At 65.2% G+C, this 16,964-nt stretch carries 17 protein-coding genes; 8 read left to right on the top strand and 9 right to left on the bottom strand.

The window, feature by feature from the left end:
• Nucleotides 1–72 precede the first annotated feature (72 nt).
• A complete protein-coding gene (locus tag AC1RR3_RS11505; RefSeq protein WP_492823147.1) occupies nucleotides 73–459 on the bottom strand; it encodes a response regulator in 387 nt (128 codons plus the stop codon).
• Between the two features lie 228 nt (nucleotides 460–687).
• Here AC1RR3_RS11505 and AC1RR3_RS11500 point away from each other — a divergent pair, with 228 nt between their 5' ends.
• Nucleotides 688–3,513 carry a PAS domain S-box protein gene (locus tag AC1RR3_RS11500; RefSeq protein WP_492822462.1) on the top strand — a complete coding sequence of 942 codons (2,826 nt, stop codon included), beginning with the start codon at nucleotides 688–690 and terminating at the stop codon, nucleotides 3,511–3,513.
• Here AC1RR3_RS11500 and AC1RR3_RS11495 read toward each other — a convergent pair.
• A complete protein-coding gene (locus tag AC1RR3_RS11495) occupies nucleotides 3,491–4,108 on the bottom strand; it encodes a hypothetical protein (RefSeq protein ID WP_492822460.1) in 618 nt (205 codons plus the stop codon). The two genes, AC1RR3_RS11500 and AC1RR3_RS11495, sit on opposite strands and share 23 nt — an antisense overlap.
• 180 nt (nucleotides 4,109–4,288) lie before the next feature.
• Between AC1RR3_RS11495 and AC1RR3_RS11490 the strand changes: the two genes are divergently transcribed.
• Nucleotides 4,289–5,290 carry a P1 family peptidase gene (locus tag AC1RR3_RS11490; protein ID WP_492822458.1) on the top strand — a complete coding sequence of 334 codons (1,002 nt, stop codon included), beginning with the start codon at nucleotides 4,289–4,291 and terminating at the stop codon, nucleotides 5,288–5,290.
• Nucleotides 5,291–5,447: 157 nt separating this feature from the next.
• Here the strand turns inward: AC1RR3_RS11490 and AC1RR3_RS11485 are convergent, their stop codons facing one another.
• The gene (locus AC1RR3_RS11485) at nucleotides 5,448–6,272 is read right to left on the bottom strand and encodes an EF-hand domain-containing protein (RefSeq protein WP_492822456.1); all 825 of its coding nucleotides are present in this window, start codon (nucleotides 6,270–6,272) and stop codon (nucleotides 5,448–5,450) included.
• A 254-nt stretch (nucleotides 6,273–6,526) separates the two neighbouring features.
• Between AC1RR3_RS11485 and rpe the strand changes: the two genes are divergently transcribed.
• The 3 genes from rpe to AC1RR3_RS11470 all read left to right on the top strand — a co-directional run bounded on the left by rpe (nucleotide 6,527) and on the right by AC1RR3_RS11470 (nucleotide 7,921).
• Nucleotides 6,527–7,228 (top strand): ribulose-phosphate 3-epimerase, encoded by a 702-nt coding sequence (gene rpe, locus AC1RR3_RS11480; RefSeq protein ID WP_492822454.1) that lies wholly within the window; start codon nucleotides 6,527–6,529, stop codon nucleotides 7,226–7,228.
• Nucleotides 7,229–7,541: 313 nt separating this feature from the next.
• Nucleotides 7,542–7,706, top strand: a complete 165-nt coding sequence (locus AC1RR3_RS11475; protein ID WP_492822452.1) for a hypothetical protein — start codon at nucleotides 7,542–7,544, stop codon at nucleotides 7,704–7,706.
• Nucleotides 7,707–7,729: 23 nt separating this feature from the next.
• On the top strand, nucleotides 7,730–7,921 hold the full coding sequence (locus tag AC1RR3_RS11470) for a hypothetical protein (protein WP_008137570.1): 192 nt from the start codon (nucleotides 7,730–7,732) through the stop codon (nucleotides 7,919–7,921).
• A 112-nt stretch (nucleotides 7,922–8,033) separates the two neighbouring features.
• Here the strand turns inward: AC1RR3_RS11470 and AC1RR3_RS11465 are convergent, their stop codons facing one another.
• The 5 genes from AC1RR3_RS11465 to AC1RR3_RS11445 all read right to left on the bottom strand — a co-directional run bounded on the left by AC1RR3_RS11465 (nucleotide 8,034) and on the right by AC1RR3_RS11445 (nucleotide 12,383).
• Nucleotides 8,034–9,467, bottom strand: coding sequence for a serine/threonine protein kinase (locus AC1RR3_RS11465; protein ID WP_492822449.1), 1,434 nt, complete (start codon nucleotides 9,465–9,467; stop codon nucleotides 8,034–8,036).
• Between the two features lie 6 nt (nucleotides 9,468–9,473).
• Nucleotides 9,474–10,214 (bottom strand): metallophosphoesterase family protein, encoded by a 741-nt coding sequence (locus AC1RR3_RS11460; protein WP_492822448.1) that lies wholly within the window; start codon nucleotides 10,212–10,214, stop codon nucleotides 9,474–9,476.
• Nucleotides 10,215–10,331: 117 nt separating this feature from the next.
• Complete coding sequence (locus AC1RR3_RS11455) at nucleotides 10,332–10,937, bottom strand: hypothetical protein (RefSeq protein WP_492822445.1); 606 nt, start codon at nucleotides 10,935–10,937, stop codon at nucleotides 10,332–10,334.
• Nucleotides 10,930–11,616, bottom strand: coding sequence for a DUF2135 domain-containing protein (locus AC1RR3_RS11450; RefSeq protein ID WP_492822444.1), 687 nt, complete (start codon nucleotides 11,614–11,616; stop codon nucleotides 10,930–10,932). The genes AC1RR3_RS11455 and AC1RR3_RS11450 overlap by 8 nt, the downstream gene beginning before the upstream one ends.
• A complete protein-coding gene (locus tag AC1RR3_RS11445; protein ID WP_492822441.1) occupies nucleotides 11,613–12,383 on the bottom strand; it encodes a MotA/TolQ/ExbB proton channel family protein in 771 nt (256 codons plus the stop codon). Before AC1RR3_RS11445 ends, AC1RR3_RS11450 begins: the two co-directional genes overlap by 4 nt.
• 180 nt (nucleotides 12,384–12,563) lie before the next feature.
• Here AC1RR3_RS11445 and AC1RR3_RS11440 point away from each other — a divergent pair, with 180 nt between their 5' ends.
• Together AC1RR3_RS11440 and AC1RR3_RS11435 are read left to right on the top strand one after the other, a co-directional pair.
• Complete coding sequence (locus tag AC1RR3_RS11440; protein WP_492822440.1) at nucleotides 12,564–13,934, top strand: sensor histidine kinase; 1,371 nt, start codon at nucleotides 12,564–12,566, stop codon at nucleotides 13,932–13,934.
• Nucleotides 13,935–13,941: 7 nt separating this feature from the next.
• A complete protein-coding gene (locus tag AC1RR3_RS11435; RefSeq protein WP_492822438.1) occupies nucleotides 13,942–14,592 on the top strand; it encodes a response regulator in 651 nt (216 codons plus the stop codon).
• A gap of 59 nt (nucleotides 14,593–14,651) precedes the next feature.
• Here AC1RR3_RS11435 and AC1RR3_RS11430 read toward each other — a convergent pair whose 3' ends face one another.
• On the bottom strand, nucleotides 14,652–15,236 hold the full coding sequence (locus AC1RR3_RS11430) for a TetR/AcrR family transcriptional regulator (protein ID WP_492822436.1): 585 nt from the start codon (nucleotides 15,234–15,236) through the stop codon (nucleotides 14,652–14,654).
• Nucleotides 15,237–15,782: 546 nt separating this feature from the next.
• Between AC1RR3_RS11430 and AC1RR3_RS11425 the strand changes: the two genes are divergently transcribed.
• A complete protein-coding gene (locus tag AC1RR3_RS11425; RefSeq protein ID WP_492822434.1) occupies nucleotides 15,783–16,955 on the top strand; it encodes a M20 aminoacylase family protein in 1,173 nt (390 codons plus the stop codon).
• Nucleotides 16,956–16,964 lie beyond the last annotated feature (9 nt).

Here is a 16,964-nt window from a genome sequence, read left to right as displayed (position 1 = left end):
CGGGCCTCAGCTGCGATCCAATCATCACCACGCCCCGGGCATGCCCCGGGGCGTTTTGTCTTGCGGCAAGGGTCAGACGGCTGCGGGCAGCTCGCCGCCTGCAGCGGCCTGGGCCTTCCGGAGCGCTTGCAGCAGATCGTTCGGCCGAAACGGCTTTTGCAGGCACACCACGTTGGCGAGGTGAGGCGATTGTTCCATGAAATCCAGTGTTGTCATTCCGGACACCGCAATGACAGGAAGCGCCGGCGCGAGTTCGCGCAGGCTCGCGATGACGTCGACGCCGCTGGTGTCGCCAAGGAAAATATCAACGATCGCCGCGTCAAACGGGCCGTCGTCGAAGGCTTTCAGCCCGGCGGCGCCGCTTTCCGCCTCTACGACTTCGAAATGATTGACCCGAAGCACAATCGCGACCATCGCGCGGACGTCCTTCTGGTCGTCGATGATGAGAACGCGGGGCATTGGGAACAACTCCCGGATATTGATATCAAAATCGGATGATTCAAACCTGGAACCCACGACGGCGGAAGGGCATTATGGCACCGTCCAGTAAAGCGCATCTTACCCGATCCCTATTCCGTGTTCCCACCAAAATTAAGTAAGCTGTAACCTTCGGTTGAGTCGCGGCCGCAGCGTTCAGGATGCGAGCCCAGAACCCGCTACCATGGAGCAAGGACGGCGGGGATCCCGATGAAGTCTGCAAAGATGGCGAAGACCGGCCTGCAAGAGGTGGACGTGCCCGCGACGATCGACCGAAGCACTTTCCTTTCGACCCTGCCGGCCACCGCGACCGACCGCACTGCGGCATTGGCGATCGTCGGCCTGTCCTCGCTCCTGTTCGCATTCGCCGTTCCCTTCGCCGGTACCCCGCTCCCGCCCGTCCCCGCCTTCGTCGCGAGCTATCAAGCGGCCCTCGCCGTGAGCGATATCGTGACCGCGGTGCTGCTGCTGTCGCAGTTTGCGGTCCTGCGGACCCGGGCGTTGCTGTGGCTCGCGACCGGCTATCTGTTCACCGCCGCGGCGGCGGTGGTTCATGCTCTCACCTTCCCCGGTCTCTTCACGCCAGCCGGGCTTTTCGGCGCGGGCCGGCAGACCACGGTCTGGCTCTACATGATCTGGCACACCGGCTTCCCGCTGTTCGTGCTGGGCTATGCCTGGCAGAAGGAGGCCGATGGTGGCGCCAGGATCCGCGGCACGACGACGAAGGCAATCTATGCCAGCGTGTGCGGCGTCATCGTTGCCATGGCCATCTTCGCCTGGATCGTCACCGCCCAGCACGATCTGCTTCCGGTCCTGCTGCGCGACGGCCACTACTCGCCGACCATGATCGGCGTCGTCTCCTTTGTCTGGTCGCTGAGCTTTGCCGCGCTCGTCTCGCTCTGGTTCCGCAAGCCGCATTCGGTGATCGACGTCTGGCTCATGGTGGTGATGTGCGCCTGGCTGTTCGACATCGCGCTCTCGGCGATCGTCAACGTCGCCCGCTTCGATCTCGGCTTCTATGCCGGCCGCCTCTACGGCCTCTGCGCGGCGACCTTCGTGCTCGCGGTGCTGCTGATCGAGAATGTCCGCCTGCAGGCGCAGACGGCGGGCATGGTCGACGCATTGAAGCGCCGATCTGACGCGGAACGGGATTATCATGTCCAGCGCGAGCGGCTGTTCACCGCCGTCGTCGAATCCTCCAACGATGCCATCATCACCAAGTCGCTCGACGGCACCATTACGACCTGGAACAGCGCGGCCGAGCGCGTCTTCGGCTACTCGGCCGACGAGGCAGTCGGCCGCCCCATCGACATCATCATGCCGGACGATCAGCGTGACGACGTTGCCGAGAATCTGGCCCGCACCCGCAACGGCGAGGTCATCGACCAGCAGGAGGCGATACGGCTGCACAAGAACGGTCAGCCCATCGACGTCGTGCTGAGCCAGGTGCCGCTGCGGGCGACCGACGGCAAGATCATCGGCGCGTCCAAGGTGGCCCGCGACATCACCGAACGCAAGCGAACGGAATCGGCGCTTAATCGCGAGATCGAGGAGCGCCAACGCATCTTCGAGACCTCGCAGGACCTGATCCTTGTCACCGACGGATTTGGCAATTTCATCCAGGTCAGCCCCAGCGTCACCGCCATTCTCGGCTATAGTCCGGACGACATGGTTGGGCACAGCGCGACCGAGTTCATTCACTCCGACGATCTCGAGAAGACCCGGGGCGAGATGCGCGCGGCGCGGCGCGGCGCGGTCAAGCGCAGCTTCGAGGCGCGCTACTACCACCGCGACGGGCATGAGGTGACACTGAACTGGATGGGCACCTGGTCGGAGCCCGTGAAGCGCCACTTCTTCATCGGCCGCGACCTGACCGAAAAGCAGGCCGCCGAGGCCCAGCTCAGGCAGGTCCAGAAAATGGACTCGATCGGCCAGTTGACCGGCGGTGTCGCCCACGACTTCAACAACGTGCTGACCGTCATCACCGGCACGATCGGCATCTTGGCGGATGCCGTGGCCGACCGGCCCGAGCTTGCCGCCATCACCAAGCTGATCGACGATGCCGCCGAGCGCGGCGCGCAGCTGACCAAGCATCTGCTTGCCTTCGCCCGCAAGCAACCGCTCCAGCCGCGCGAGATCGACGTCAATGCGCTGGCGCTCGAGGCCGCCAAGCTGCTGCATCCGACGCTGGGCGAGCAGATCACCATCATGCCGCAGCTGACCGAGGACGCCTGGCCGACCCTGGTCGACCCGGGCCAGCTCTCCACCGCGATCCTCAATCTCGCGCTCAACGCGCGCGACGCCATGCCCGACGGCGGCACCCTGGTGCTGGAGACCCGCAACGTCTTCCTCGACGACGGCTATGCCAGCATGAACCCCGACGTCGTCGCCGGCAATTACGTGATGATCGCGGTCAGCGACACCGGCAGCGGAATTCCCGCTGAGCTGATCGACCGGGTGTTCGATCCGTTCTTCACCACCAAGGAGGTCGGCAAGGGTACCGGCCTCGGCCTCAGCATGGTGTTCGGCTTCGTCAAGCAATCCGGTGGGCACATCAAGATCTACAGCGAGGAAGGCCACGGCACGAGCGTGAAGATCTACCTTCCGCGCTCGACGGGCGTGCAAGAGACCGAGTACGAGGCGCTCCAGAACGCGCCCGTCACTGGCGGCGACGAGAAGATCCTCATCGTCGAGGACGACGCTTTGGTGCGGCAGTATGTCGTGACCCAGGTCAAGAGCCTCGGCTACGCCGCACTCGAAGCCGCCAATGCGGCCGAAGCCCTCGTCATAATCGATGCCGACAGGGAAATCGATCTGCTCTTCACCGATGTCATCATGCCGGGCGCCATGAACGGCCGCCAGCTCGCCGACGAGGCGGCCCGGCGGCGCCCCGACCTGAAGACGCTGTTCACCTCGGGCTACACGGAAAATGCCATCGTCCATCACGGCCGGCTCGATTCCGGCGTGCTGCTGCTGGCAAAGCCCTACCGCAAGTCCGAGCTCGCCAAGATGCTCAGGACGGCGCTGGCGAGTTGACCCGCTCGAACGTCTTGTGCGGCGTCAATACTTGCAGCACGGAAAAGGCAAGCCCACCGGCGGCGGAAACGACCATGCTGACCATCTTGGCCTGCGTCAGCGCACTCGCAAGGCCTACCTCATTGTCGGAGACCGTGGACTGGCCGAACAACCGGGCGAGCATGACATCCTCGGCCACATCGACAATGCCGTACACCACGCTGCTGACGGCGAAGACGATCACGAGCCACTTCACAAAGCCTGCTGGCTCGAACTGCAGCAGGGCCCACAGCCAGAGCGAGGCCGAGAACACCGCTATCGCCACTGCGAACACGATATCGTTCCAGTACAGGACCGGGCTGACATAGACATCGAGCAGCGTCTGCCGATCACCGGCGGGCGCGTTGCGGAGCTGCTCCTTCACCTCCCGAAACTGCTCGGCATTATAGCCCCGCGGCAGCATTCGCTCCGGAACTTTGACACCACCCTTGAGCGCATGGTCGATCTCGTCGCGATAAGGCTGGTTCGTGACGTAGGCGATGCCCCCGACCACGAGGCCGATGAAGCTGATCGCAGGCAACAAATAGCGCAGTGCATCGACCAGACAAGTCAGCATCCTGAAGACTCCATCCCATGGACGGCTGGCGCAGTCGTCTCGCAACATCCTTAGATTGTTCGAGCCTGACTGCAGCGTCAAGCCAGGATTGCGCGTTCAGCCGTCGCCGTTGACGGGCACATCCGCCGACGGATAATGCAGCCCGTCGCATCGCAAACCGAGCGTGAAGGAATCGTCGCCGTGAAGAACCTGCTGACCGATATCGCCGGCGTCCGCGTCGGCCATGCCGAAGATGCGAAAATCGGTACCGGCGCGACCGCGATCGTGTTCGACCAGCCGGCCGTCGCGGCAATCGACGTGCGCGGCGGTGGACCGGGCACCCGCGAAGACGCCCTGCTCGACCTCGCCAACACGGTCGAGCGGGTCGATGCGATCGCGCTGTCGGGCGGCTCCGCCTTTGGCCTCGATACCGGCGGCGGTGTGCAGGCCTGGCTCGCCGAGCAGGGCCGCGGCTACCGGGTTCGCGAAGCGCTGATCCCGATCGTGCCGGGCGCGATCCTGTTCGATCTCCTCAATGGCGGCGACAAGGCGTGGGGACGCTTCTCGCCCTATCGCGACCTCGGCTACGCCGCGGCCGCCGCCGCCGGCACGGACTTCGCGATCGGCAGCGTCGGCGCCGGCCTCGGCGCCACCACCGCGACGTGCAAGGGCGGGCTCGGCTCGGCCTCGGCGGTGACGCCTGATGGCGTGAAGGTCGCGGCAATCGTCGCTGTCAACGCGGTCGGCAGTGTCACCGTCGGCAACGGGCCGTGGTTCTGGGCAGCGCCGTTCGAGCTGGACGGCGAATTCGGCGGACGCGGCCTGCCTGACAAATTCACCGAGGACATGCTGCGCATGCGCATCAAGGGTGGTCCCGCGGCGAGCGCACGCGAAAACACCACTATCGGCGCCGTCGTCACCGATGCGGTGCTGACCAAACCCCAGGCCAAGCGGCTGGCGATGATCGCCCACACCGGCTTCGCCCGCGCGATCTATCCGGTGCATGCACCGACCGACGGCGACGTGCTGTTTGCGGCTGCGACCTGCGAGAAGCCGATCGAGCCGCTGGTCGGCCTCACCGAGCTCGGCACGATCGCCGCCAACGTGGTCGCGCGCGCGATCGCGCGGGGCGTCTACAACGCAACGGCGTTGCCGTTCCCCGGTGCACTGCCGTCGTGGAAGGACCGGTTCGGGGCGGCGTGAGCGCGCCTCCTACCACACGTCGGCTGTCATCGCCCGGCGAAGACCGGGCGATCCAGTAGTCCAGAGACAGACCTGATTGGACCGAGAGGCCGCGGCGTAGTCGATACCCCGGACAAGCCGGGGCATGACAGCTTCATTCGCCGGGAGAGGTTAGGCGTCACACGCTCATCGACATGGACGAGCCGGCAGCCGCTGAGGCGCCTTGCCCCTGCCCGCCTTGCCGCTGCATCAACTGCGCAAACAGATCGTAGGCCGAATTGCCGGCGCCCGATCCGTTCGAAGAGCTGGAGGCTCCGGGGACCGTGGTCGACATCTTGAAACCGTCCGCATAGGTGACGGTGGTGGTGGTCGAGCCGTCTGCGGCGGTCGTCGTGGTCGAGGTCGACCCGCCGCTCGACGACGACGAGGACGAATCCGAGCCGCTGCCAGAGGTATCGCCCGAACCGCTCGCGCTATGAGCATGGTGGCCGTGGTGACCGCTCTTCAGCGCCTTCGACATCTCGTCGAGGCTGACGCTGCCGTCGGAATTCGAATCCATCTTCGAGAACACGTCGTCGGCCTGCGCGGTGTTGGTGCCGCCGGCGCCGAGCGCGTTCTCGAATTCGGACTTGGTGATGTTGCCGTCGCCGTCCGCATCGATCTGCGAGAACAGGTCCTTCAGCGCCGCGTCCCGGCTCGTCGACGTCGAGGAGGTCGAACTCGACGAGGTCGAGGTCGTGGCGCTGCCGGTCGCGTCCGACGACTGGCTCTGCGCGGCGATCAACGCGCTCATCGTCTCCGGCGCAATCTGCGCGCAATTGCCTGAATTGACCGACGAGGTCGCGCCGCCGCTCGTGCTGTTGCTGCTGCTGTCGATCGCAAACGGATTGGTCGGCGCGCTTTGCGAAGACCCCGTCTTCTGGGTCGACGAGGACGATTTCGAGTTCGTCAGCGACTGGATCGCATCAAGTGCGCTCGAGACGGCACCAAGGGCGAACAACATTGCACAACTCCAACCGATGCGGCATGCCGCGGTCAATGCTCTGGGAGTGAAGTCAGCAAGCGACGTGCCAGCGCGAAAAGCTCAATGAAATCCGCATTCGCCGCGCTTTGCCGGGCTCGGGAACACCGGCAATTCATGCCGGTCGCGGCAGAAATTTCCGCCCACAGGAAGCGCGCCGCTCCTGCATTGCCCGCCACGGAGGCCCATGTTAGGCGAGGCCCAGTCGTCGTTCGGCCGCCACGGGAAACAGCGCCATGACCCAAGCCTTCGCCCCCCGCCCCCTGGCCATCGCGCCCTCGATCCTGGCTTCGGATTTCTCCAGGCTCGGCGAAGAGGTGCGCGCGGTGGATGCCGCCGGCGCCGACTGGATCCATCTCGACGTGATGGACGGGCATTTTGTCCCGAACATTTCCTACGGCCCCGACGTCATCAAGGCGATGCGCCCGCACACCAAGAAGATCTTCGACGCACATCTGATGATCTCGCCCTGCGACCCCTATCTCGAGGCCTTCGCGAAGGCCGGCTGCGACCACATCACGGTCCATGCGGAGGCGGGTCCCCATTTGCACCGCTCGCTCCAGGCGATCCGCGCACTCGGCAAGAAGGCCGGCGTCTCGCTCAATCCGGGCACGCCGATCAGCGTGCTCGAATACGTCATCGACCTCGTCGACCTCGTGCTGGTGATGTCGGTCAATCCCGGCTTCGGCGGCCAGGCCTTCATCCCCTCCGCGATCGGCAAGATCCGCGACATTCGCGCGATGACGGCGGGACGTCCGATCGACATCGAGGTCGATGGTGGCGTCGGCCCCGACGTCGCGGGTCCCCTGGCCGCGGCCGGTGCGAACGCCTTCGTCGCCGGCACCTCCGTGTTCAAAGGCGGCACGCAGGAAGCCTACAAGAACAATATTGCCGCGATCCGCAACGCCGCCGCGGGCGCACGCGGCGAAGCGATCTGAAGGCCACATCGGCGCCCGCAAATCTGCGGTTCTTACGGGGCGTTTCGCCGCGCAATGCCTAAAATTGCAACGTAGGTCCGTACTCCTCCGGGCTTCCCTGATTCGCGCAAATCACTGCAAGTGATTCCTGCCTGTTTTCGCGGGAGCACATCATGACGACGACCCTGGTTTGGACTGGCGTGGCGTTGTGGATCGGTTTTTGTGCGTTTGTTGTGTTTGGCCCATCGACCGGACCGGTGCAGGTCCCGGCGCGTTCGGCGCGTAACCTCCGTCGCGACCGCTTCCGGGCTTGACGCCCATGCGGATCGCAATCGTGAAACGTCAGCCGAAGCGCAGGTGCCGCATCCCGCGGCGCCCGCATCCGGACCTCGACTATTTCTTCGGCCGGCTCGAACGGACCGAAGGCGAGATGCGCGACGATCCCGGCGCCGAGACGGCGGACCTGGATCACCCGTTCCGGTCACCGCGCCGGCATTGAAATTCTTTTCCGGACTTGAGCTGATGAAACCGCACTGCCCGAACTGCCTGAAGGAAATGACCAAGGCATCCGCGTCGCGTAACCTGTTCAACTGCGAGCCCTGCCGCGAGATCATCCAGTATTTCGGCGGCAGCGCGGATCACGGCGAGCCCGGGCCGCAATTCTCCTGGCCCATCCGCCGCAAGCGCACCGGCCACACCGCGCACGCGGCCTGATCTTTCCTGGAGCCTTTCCCGTCCCGATAGAATCGGAACGGGAAAGGCTCCAGGTTTTTGTTTTGACGCGTTTTCTTTACGCGAACCGGTTTCCACTTCGCTCGAAAACGCTCTAGCCCCACACCACGCCGGCGTCTGGTTTCGCCGCAGCCATCCGCGGCGGCCGCACCACGGTGACGGTGCAGGTCGCCTCTGCGGCCACCTTCGCCGAGACGCTGCCGAGCCAGGTACGCCTGAACGAATTTTGCCGCGCCCCGACGATGAGATGGTCGACCGAGTTCATCTCGGCAAACTCCAGCAGCGCCGCCGCGGGATCAATCGCCTCCAGCACATGAACCGTCAGCCGGCTCTCATCCAATTTGAGCGGCGTCGCCCAATGCCGGAGCGCGACCAGGCGGTCGATATGCTTGTTGGAGCCCTCCTCGTCCAGCGTCTTGTCGATGGCGATACGGTTCAGCTTCAGCACGTTGACGCAGGCGAGCCGTGCCGAGGGCAGCGTCGCCAGAATGCGCTCGGTGGTGACGCGCAGCGCCTCGTTCAGTTCCGCCGCACCTTCCACCGTGTCGAGCGCAACCGCAATGATCGGGCTCGATGCGATTTGAGCCGCGACATCGGCCTTCGCGCGCGGCTGCATGACGCCCTGGTTGAAGCGGCGCCGCCAGGCGATGCCGAGCGGATCGCGCTTCATCCGCTCCGAGCGCGTCGTGAGCCTGACCTGGTCCGGATGGGCGAGATCGAAGGCGAGCTGGGACGCGGTCGGATAGCGCCACTCCGGCTCGATCTCGAGGCAGCGCAGCACCACCTCCTGGAGCCAGAGCGGATAGTCGGCGCGAAGCTTGCGCGGCGGATGCGGATCGCGCCACAGTCTGCGCCGCATCGCGCGCAACGTCTCGCCCTCGCCGAACGGACGCTCGCCTGTGGTGAAGAAATAGAGCAGCACGCCGAGCGAGAACAGGTCGCTGCGCGGATCGTCGCGCACGCCCAAGAGCCGTTCCGGCGCCATGTAAGGCGCGGTGCCGTAAGGCAGGCGAAACTCCTCCTGCAACAGATCAGGCAGATGGTTGTGATGCGACAGGCCGTAGTCGATCAGCACCGCCTCGCCGCTCTCGCGGAACATGATGCTACTCGGCTTGATGTCGTGATGGATCACGTTCTGCCGGTGCAGATCGGCCAGCGCGGCGGCGATCTTCGACACCAGCAGCCGCGCCTCCTCGTAAGGCAGCGGCAAATCCGGCAACCGCTTGTAGAGCGTGGTGCCCGGAATGCGCTCGATCACGACATAGGCCTGGTGAGCGAAATCGCCGGTGCCGAAACACGAGGGTATGTGCGGGCCTGCGATCCGCGGCAGGATCATCATCTCCATCTCGAAAGAGACGATCGCGGCGGGGTCCTCGCCCTCAGACACCCGCGGAATCTTCATCAGCAGCGGCACGTCGATGCCGGGATGGGTCACCGTCCACAACGTCGCCATGCCGCCGGCATGGACGCATTCGCCGATGGTGTAGCCGTCGATCTGCGCGCCTGACTTGACCAGGGGTTTCGGCATCGGCCTCTAGCGCCCCTGCGACAGCCGGTCGGCGAGCCAGGGTGGCAGGCCGTTCTCACGTATCTTGTTCGCCGCGCCCGCGATGTCATAGGGCACGCGGCAATAGGTGATCTGGCACGAGACCGTGTCGAACAGCACGAAGGCCGCGGAGGGATCGCCGTCGCGGGGCTGGCCGACCGAGCCGAGCACCGCAAGCCATTGCCGCCCGCGCAGCAGCGGGACAGAGACATCGGTCTTGGGCACGAGGCTCGTCATCTTCGCCGTCACCGACATCGAATAGAGCGCGGGCCGGTGGATGTGGCCGCAGAAGGTGACGTGGGCGGGCGTCGATATCAGACTCTTGGCGGCGTCCGCGGTCGAACGAACATAGGTCCAGCGCTGGGGGCTGGAGGCCTCCGAATGCACGAACAGGCGATCGCTGTCCTGCACCAGCATCGGCAATTCGGCCAGGAACCGCCGCTGCGCAATGTCGAGCCGGCCGCGGGTCCATTCGATTGCGATCTGCGCCTCGGCATTCATGCTTTCGGTCGTGTTGTTGACCGCCTCATCATGGTTGCCGCGCACCGCAACGGCTCCCTGGGCGACCAGCTCCATCGCGGTATCCACGACCCATTCCGGATCGGCACCATAACCGACGAAGTCGCCGAGCAGGATGAACCGCTCCGCGCCTTTCGCACGGGCAAGCTTCAGGCAGGCCTCGAACGCCTGCCGGTTGCCGTGGATATCCGAGAAAACCGCGAGAAGCACGCACCCTCCACCCTCAAATTCTTATTGGAAGCCGATAAGGCCAAATTGAGGGAGGTCAAGAAGATGCGCCAGCGTGGGACGGTTTACCAGCACGGCTCTGCCGCGATGGTGAAGACCCTATTGCTCGTCCTTCGGCGGCATCCGGGGCGGCGGAATCGGGGTGAACACCGCGCCTTGCGCGCCGGCCGGTGGAGCCACGAACTCGCCGGTCGAGGAATCGCCGCCGGTGGTCTCCATGATCGTCTTGGGCGTCACATATTCCCGGACCATGTCGATGAGACTGCCGTCGCCGCCGCCAAAATCCGCGGCGCGGCCGCCCTGCGGATGTCCGAGCGCGATCTCGTTCTCCGCGGCATGGGTCTTGTCGGCCAGCCTGTCATTGTAGGGCACGCGGAACGCCCGGGGGATGCCGCTCGGGCGATTGTCCTCATCCAGCTGCTCGACCCAGAGATAGATCGAGCCGGGATCGCCCTCCAGCGAATGCGGCTCGACGATGCGGGCCTTCAGCAGCTTGAAGGACGCGGGCAATCTATCCGTGCTGGCCCAGCCGAGCAGCCCGCGCATCTCCGAGAAACTGACGACATAGAAGGCGCTGGTCACGACCACCGCGACCGCCTTGAACGACCAGTGCAGACGCGCATAGACCAGCACGACCAGCAGCAGCGCGCCGATTACGGCATAGGCCACCGACAGCGTGAGGATGACGGTTTGCAGGCTAGTCACGGCGCACCCTCGCAGCGTTCTTGCTCACACCGGTCCTTGGGTCGAGATCGGCGCCGTTGCGCCAGCTGCTGCGGAACGTCTCAAGCAGCGATTTCGGCCGCTGGTCTACGTTGACGACCTTGCCTTCCGCATCGAGCCGGAACCGCACCGCCGTCTTCTCGTCGCCGGTGTGGTCGAGCGTGAACTTGTTGTCGAAGACCACCTGCGCGGTCGGATTGAGCTTTTGCACCTTCACATTGGCCGTCACCGGCTCGCCGGTCGTGGCCACGAAATGCGAGACGTTGACGGTGTATTCGCCGGCGACGATGCCGCGCACGGTGACGATCTCCTCGCGGATGGGCGAGGCGATCTTTTTGCCGTTGACCATGATGAAGTCGTTGGCCCCGCCGCGGTCGTCGCGGTCGAGCGTCAGGAAGCCGGCCTCGCGGTGGCGATACCAGGCGATGTTGCCGGCGGGGTCCTGCACGAACAGGTCGAGATCGTCAGGGTGATTGTCCGGCCAGTCCAGCGTGATCATGAACTCCGCCTTGGAGTCGATCTTGCCGTCTTTCGCATCCGGGGAGATCGCGAGCAGCGCGAGAAAGAACAGGAAAGCGATCACCTGGAGCGCCTTGAACAGCATCACGCCTAGCGGATCGAACGGCTCCTCGCGCGGGTAGAGACCGAAATCATCCATCATGACGGGGTTCCGGCGCCTTTGCGCTCCAGGACCGGCGTCACATAGGTCTCGGTCAGGACCACCGCATCCGAAAACACCCTCTGGGTCGCGGCATCCAGCATGTAGTACTGGATGCGGACCAGAATCGAGCCGACCAGGCCCGCCAGCGTCGTGTACATGGCGACCGCCATGCCGTCGCTCATCAGCCCCATCGAAGAGCGCATCGCGACCTTGTCGGCGGCATCCAGCCCCGCGATCGGCGCCAGCATGATGATGAAGCCGATGATGGTGCCGAGCAGGCCGAGCTTCATCAGCGTATCCGAGACGAAGGCGCCGAAGCCGTTGGAGCCGCGCAGACGGTCGGCCAGCGTTCGCAGCAGCAGCGTCTGGTCGACCGGCCGGTAATCCTGCGCAGCGGCCTTGGTCACCAGGCTGTCGATATGATCCCGCACCAGCCCGCGCGGCAGCGCGGTCGCGCTTGCATCGAGCACCTTGCTGCCGTCGGGCGCCGCAAGGACTGCCCGGCAGCGCTGGGCCGCCGCGCCTTCACGCGCAATCGCCCGCGTGCGCAGGAAGCAGTGGCCGCAGGTAAGCACATACAGCAGCGCGATCACGCTGGAAATGTAGGTCCGGTCCGAGGTCAGCATCAGACGGATCAGGCCGAAGCGCCACAGCAGCACGACGGCGAAGACCGAAAGCCCGGTGAAGATCATCCAGAACAGCAATGCGCTGCGCTCGGACGGGTCGGCTGGTTGCCGGGCCATCGGTCCAATCGTCATCGAACTCATGCTGCGCTGCTCCTGGCCTTATTCCACCCCGATTAGATCAAAGCCGCCACGCCCGGTCCAAAGACCCATGCCCAATCCGGCTTGGGAAATTTGCCCGAGCTGCAATCCTGCCATTCCCTGCAATTGGCAAGGCGCGGCGGCGTTGTTAGGCTGACCTTAGCAAACGTTGAGGGTGATCGCATGCGCCTCGTGCTTCAGCTTGTCGCCCGTCTGCTTCTCATCGTGGTGCTGTGCCTGGGAGCAGCGACCGTGTGGGCCACGTTCGACGCCTATCGCAGCGTCGACCGGGCGACCGCGGCCTCGGCGCAGCGGGTCGCGCAGGCGCTTCAGGCGCTGTATTGGCACGAGTTCTTGTTGCGCAGCAGCAGGACGCGCGAGCAGCTCTTGCCGGTTCCGGAGTGGCGCACGCTGGAGACGATGAAGCTGATCTCGCCCGGCGTCTGCGTCGAGTTCCAGCCGGCCATCGCATTCGAAAAGCCGCTCTGCGGCCAGAGCGAGGGGCTGGGCAAGGCACCGCCGCGCTGGTTCGCCTCCATCGTGCCGATCTTCCTCGGCAGCCACGCCGAGGTGGTGCGGCCGGTCAGTCCGCGCGCCGCAACGGCCGGGACCGTCGTCGCGACGCCGGATGCCACAGCGGCGATCTCGCTCGCCTGGGAATACATCCTCAACGTCATCGACGTCGCGCTTTTGATGGCGGCGGCGATCGCCCTGCTGGCCTCGCTCGCCATCGCCCATGCGCTGGCTCCGGCGCGCACCATCGTCGCCGCGCTCCAGCGCATGGCGCGCGGGCAATATCGCACAAAACTGCCGCGCTTCCGTTCGATGGAGCTTGCGATGATCGGCAACGCCGTTGGTGAACTCGGCGGCCGGCTGGAGGAAGCGACCGAACAGCGCGCGGCGCTGACGCGGCGCCTGATCGAGATCCGCGGCGATGAACGCCGCGCGCTCGCCCGCGAGCTGCACGACGAGTTCGGGCAAAACCTCTCCGCCATCCTCGCCTTCGCCAACACGATCGAGACGGCGAGCACCAAGGAGAGTAAAGACAGCGGCATCGCGCAGGACGCGCGCATGATCTCACAGGCCACCCATCATCTGATGGCCTCGCTACGCGATGCGCTCAAGCGCCTGCGCAATCCCCTGCCCGAGGAGCTCGGGCTCGAGGCCAGCCTCGTCAATCTCGTCGACAGCTGGCGCTCGCAGAGCGCGGCGCGGCCGACGATTCAGCTCGATCTCAGGGGCGATCTCACCGACATCAGCGGACCGGCTGCCACGACCGCCTATCGCGTCGCGCAGGAATGCCTGACCAATGCGGTCCGGCACGGCACGGCGCGCGAAATCTCGTTGCGCGTCGAGCGGCGCGCGGGCGAAGACGATGCGCTTCTGATCCGCGTCGAGGACGACGGTGGCGGCGATGCGGAGCGCGTCGCACAGTCGACCGGCTTCGGGCTCACCGGCATCCGCGAACGCGTCGCGGCGGCCGGCGGATCGCTGTCGATCCTCCCCGCGCGAGGTGGCCTCAGCGTCGCTGCCACCATCCCGCTTGCCGCGTGAGACCGACATGAGCGATGTCGCGGCAACAGGCATCTCCGTGCTGCTGGTCGACGACCATCCGATCGTCCGGCAAGGCTACCGGCGCGTGCTGGAGAGCCAGGGCGATCTGCATGTCGTGGCGGAAGCCGACAACGCCGCCGATGCCTATGGTGCCTTCAAGGCGCACGACCCTGATGTCGTCCTGCTGGATATCTCGATGCCCGGCGCGAGCGGGCTGGAAGCGATCCGCAACATCCGCGCGCGCAGTCCACGGGCGCGCATCCTCGTCTTCACCATGCACAACGAGGCGGTGCTGGTGAAAGCCGCCTTCGGCGCCGGTGCGAGCGGTTTCGTTACCAAGAGCAGCGAACCGTCAGCCGTCGTGAACGCGATCCGCAGCGTCGCCCGCGGCGAACGCGCCATGAGCGACGACATCGCGCATATTCTGGCCGAGGACAGTTTGTCAGCGGGCTCTGCACTGGATCAGCTGGGCGAGCGCGAGATCGAGATTTTGCGCCAGTTCGCAGGCGGCGCCACCACCGAGCAGATCGCGACGCATCTCAATTTGAGTGTGAAGACGGTGCAGAACTATCACTATCTGATCAAGACCAAGACCGGCGCGCGCACGGATGCGCAGCTGGTACGGCTGGCGGCGAGTTGCGGGCTGACGAGGATCTAGTGGGAGTGTAGCCGGACGATGGCCGGGACGAGCCCGGCCATGACGGAAACAGCCGAGGTCTACGCCTTCAATCCGCGCAGCACCAGGGCGAGCGTCGCATCGACGCGCGCCGGCAAATCGGCATCCTTCCACTCGTCGGCATGGGCCGGATGGTGGAAGCGGACGGTCGCATCGAACAGCGCACGCGCGGTGGTCTTGACGTCGTCCACGGCGAACACACCCTGCGCCACGCCATCGGTCAGGATCGCCGCGATCTGGTCGATCATGGTGTCCTTGTGACATTTGACCGCCGCGCAGGCCTCGCGCGCCAGGGTCAGATAGGTGTCGAACATTTCGGGGTCGTCGAGCACGCGCGAACGCTTGGCGGCGAACAACGTTCGCAGCCAGCGATCGAGCCTGTCAGGCGCCGCGCCCTGCTCCTTGGCGATGGCCAAGAGCGGGGCGTCGATGCGGTCGAGCCAGCGCTTGGCGACGGCCTCGCGCAACGAAGCCTTGCTCGGGAAATGGCGATAGACGCTGCCGTGGCTCACATCGAGCGCACGCGCAACGTCAACCACGGTGGCCTTGGCAAGTCCGTAGCGCCGCAAGACGTCCTCGGTGACTTCGAGGATCCGCTCCGGCGTCAGGATAACGGCTTCATTCATGCCAGCACCTTGTTCCCGTTCAGGGTTCACCGGCGATGGCGCTATCTCCGAAGCGCCCTTCACCGGTCGTTTCGGAAAGCTCTCGCCTTAATGAGGCAGTTTTGCAGCCTGCGCCGCGATCTGGCGCGCCACCAGCAAATTGAGCCAATGCCCAATTGTTCCGGTGAGATTGATGATTTCGGTCGTCATAGTCTTAAGTCTCCATTCGTCCGCGGTCCCCACCCCAAAATTACGACCCTCGATCCAGCTTGTTACGGACCTCGGGCTCCCCGGGAGGGATGACCACGGGACGCCCAATCGGAGCGTCCGAGGACGGATATACACGTCTCGCTGACAGATTTCAATATCTGTCAGTCAATGATCCGTGATTGACAGTTAATTTTTGTGCCCCCGCCTCCGGTCCCGGCCCGGGCCGCCGCGTCAGGGCCGATAGCAGGCCATCATTCCCCGCTACCTCGCACCGCCGCCTGTTTCGGCCTCCCCCTCCGCGAAGCGGCGGGTTACGCTAGGCTGACCCGCCCTACGAACAAGAAACGGATCCACCTCATGCCCATCGTCAATCGCATTGCCGCTCTCTCCGACGAAATGGCCGCGTGGCGCCATGACTTCCACGAGAACCCGGAGCTGCTCTACGAGGTCCACCGCACCGCCGGCATCGTTGCCGAGCGCCTGCGCGAATTCGGCTGCGACGAGGTGGTCACGGGCATCGGCCGCACCGGCGTGGTCGGCGTGATCCGCGGCCGCAACTCGGCTTCCGGCAAGACCATTGGCCTGCGCGCCGACATGGACGCGCTGCCGATCATGGAGACCTCGGGCGTGCCTTACGCCTCCAAAGTCCCCGGCAAGATGCACGCCTGCGGCCATGACGGCCACACCGCGATGTTGCTGGGCGCGGCCAAATATCTCGCCGAGACGCGCAATTTCGACGGCACTGCGATCGTGATCTTCCAGCCCGCCGAGGAAGGCGGCGGCGGTGGCAAGGCGATGGTCGAGGACGGCCTGATGACGCGCTGGAACGTCCAGGAGGTCTACGGCATGCACAACATGCCGGGCCTGCCCGAAGGCCATTTCGCCACCACCCCCGGCGCGATGCTGGCCTCCTCCGACAACATCCAGATCATCGTCCACGGCAAGGGCGGCCACGCCGGCGCGGGTCCGCACAAATCGGTCGACAGCGTGCTGATCGGCTCGCAGATCGTGGGCGCACTGCAGTCGATCGTCGCGCGCAACGTCGATCCGCTGAAATCGGCCGTCATCTCGATCACGCAATTCCACTCCGGCACGGCCTTCAACATCATCCCTGAAAGAGCCGAGCTCGGCGGCACCGTGCGCACGCTCGATCCTGAGGTGCGCGATCTCGTCGAGCGCCGCATCGGCGAGGTCGCCGACAGCATCGCGCGCGCCTATGGCGGCTCGGCCGAGACGAAATACACGCGGATGTATCCGGTGACGATGAACCACGCGCGCGAGGCCGGCCTCGCCGCCGACGTCGCCCGCGACATCGTCGGCGCCGAGCGCGTCAACGACAAGTTCATTCCGATGATGGGCGCCGAAGACTTCTCGTTCATGCTGGAAGCGCGTCCCGGCGCAATGGTCCTTGTCGGCATGGGCGACGGCAACGAATGCCACCACCCGTCCTACGTCTTCAACGACAACATTTTGGGCCACGGCGCCTCATTCTGGGTGCGCCTGATCGAGACGCGGATGCCGGCGGGCTAGCACCGGTCT

The sequence above is a fragment of the Bradyrhizobium sp. GW821-FHT13H05 genome, from assembly GCF_058804065.1.
Note: the sequence above shows the minus strand (reverse complement) of the source record. Positions and strands in the feature narration are given on the sequence as shown.